General features: G+C 67.3%; 2 protein-coding genes and 1 pseudogene. All 3 read right to left on the bottom strand.

What is annotated here, in order from left to right:
• Positions 1-402: pseudogene (locus Q0X16_RS13170) on the bottom strand (hypothetical protein); the annotation flags it as partial.
• The gene (locus Q0X16_RS13165) at positions 399-1,121 is read right to left on the bottom strand and encodes a dienelactone hydrolase family protein (RefSeq protein ID WP_297835301.1); all 723 of its coding nucleotides are present in this window, start codon (positions 1,119-1,121) and stop codon (positions 399-401) included. The pseudogene Q0X16_RS13170 and the gene Q0X16_RS13165, both read right to left, overlap by 4 nt.
• A 2-nt stretch (positions 1,122-1,123) precedes the next feature.
• Positions 1,124-1,602 (bottom strand): hypothetical protein (locus tag Q0X16_RS13160; RefSeq protein WP_297835298.1); only part of this gene is annotated, 479 nt, incomplete at its 5' end.

Genomic DNA, 1,602 nt, shown 5'->3' with positions numbered 1-1,602 from the left:
GAAATCGGCCAGCGCGCGGATGATGACCGTCTCCAGCGCGCGCACGTAGGCGAGCACGTCCGCCCGCAGCGCACCGTGGGCGCTCGCCAGCTTCAGGATTGGGTAGCCGACAAGCTGGCCGGGGCCGTGATAGGTGATGTCGCCGCCGCGATCGCTGTGGAAGACGGCGATGCCGCGCGCGCGTAGCTGATGGCTGTCGAGCAGCAGGTTTTCTTCATGGACGGCGCTGCCGAACGTGTAGGTGTGCGGATGCTCCACCAGCAGCAGCCGGTCGGGGATGTCGTCACGCCCGCGCGCTTCGGCCAGCGTGTTTTGCAGCGCCCAGGCCTCGGCGTAGTGCATCCGACCCAGCGCGACGACCTGGCACACAGCCTGCTTGTGCGTCTCCTGCGCGGACATCATGCGCTCGCTGGACGCGGTTCGCTGCTCAGGTGCTGGTCGAGGAACGCTGCCAGCAGTTCCCAGGCCTGCGTGGCCGCGCGGGTGCTGCCGCCGAAGAAATCGCGCCCGGCGTTCGGGATGATGTGGACTTCATGCGCCAGCGGCGACTGTGCCAGTTCCGTGCGCAGCCGTTCGATCACCGGCGCTTTGGTGTACGGCTCCTCGCTGCCGTAGATCGCCAGAATGGGCGCGTGTGCCTGGGCGAACTGTCCAAGGTAGCGCTGTGGGAAGCCGTAGAACGAGACCGCCGCTTCCAGATCGGTGCGTTTGATCGCCGCTTCGTAGGCCAGGCTGCCGCCCATGCCCAGGCCGATCGCCGCCACGTTGCGATTCGAGCGCAGGTGTTTTTCCATCACGCTCAGCGCTGCATCCACCGCCTGGTAGCCGCGTTCGCCCAGCTTCTCGATCAGCGCCATCGCCTCTTGCGCTGTCTCGGCCGTCTCGCCGTCGAAGAGATCGGGCACGATCACGTAATAGCCCATCTGCGCCAGCGACTGCGCCAGCCGCCGCTCGACCGGGCGAATACCCCACCAGTCATGGATCAGCGCCACGCTGGGGAAGGTGCCGCCGATGTTCGGGTGCGACCAGTAGGCAGGCATCCGCGCGCCGTTTTCGAGCACGACTCCGACGTGCCCGCTGACGATGGCATATTCGACGCCTCTGGGTTCGTAGACCGGCATAGCTAGACCTCCAGGCTCAGAACGTCCTGCACGTAACCGTCGGCTTCGGCCTCCGTGCCCAGCGAATTGGCGGCCTCCGCCAGCACGAGCAGTGTCAGGCTGCGGTAACCTTCGCGATGCGTCCAATCACGCAACGCCATCAGCAGGGCGGCGCTCAAGGCGCGTGGCGACCAGCAGTAGACATCGACCCGGCGTGGATCGAACAAGCCGCGCTGGAAGACGACGAACGCCTCGTGCCCGGATGCCGAGAAGCGCAGACGCTGTGTGCGGGCGCGTAGCTCCGGCAGCACATCCCACGTCGGCTGCCAGAGCATTTCCCACTGCTGGCGCGAACTCGTCGCTCGCCCGGCGGGCATCGCCCACCCGGCGATCTGCCTGGCATCGGTCGCTGCTTCCGGCACGGCCTGGTACAATCCCTGGCCGGTGCGCGCCGCCAGGCTGAAACGCTGCAAACGCGCGAGCGGCGTCGCGCCGGAACGCT

It is taken from the genome of Thermomonas sp. (assembly GCF_025993755.1).
Taxonomy (GTDB): Bacteria; Pseudomonadota; Gammaproteobacteria; order Xanthomonadales; family Xanthomonadaceae; genus Thermomonas.
Note: the sequence above shows the minus strand (reverse complement) of the source record. Positions and strands in the feature narration are given on the sequence as shown.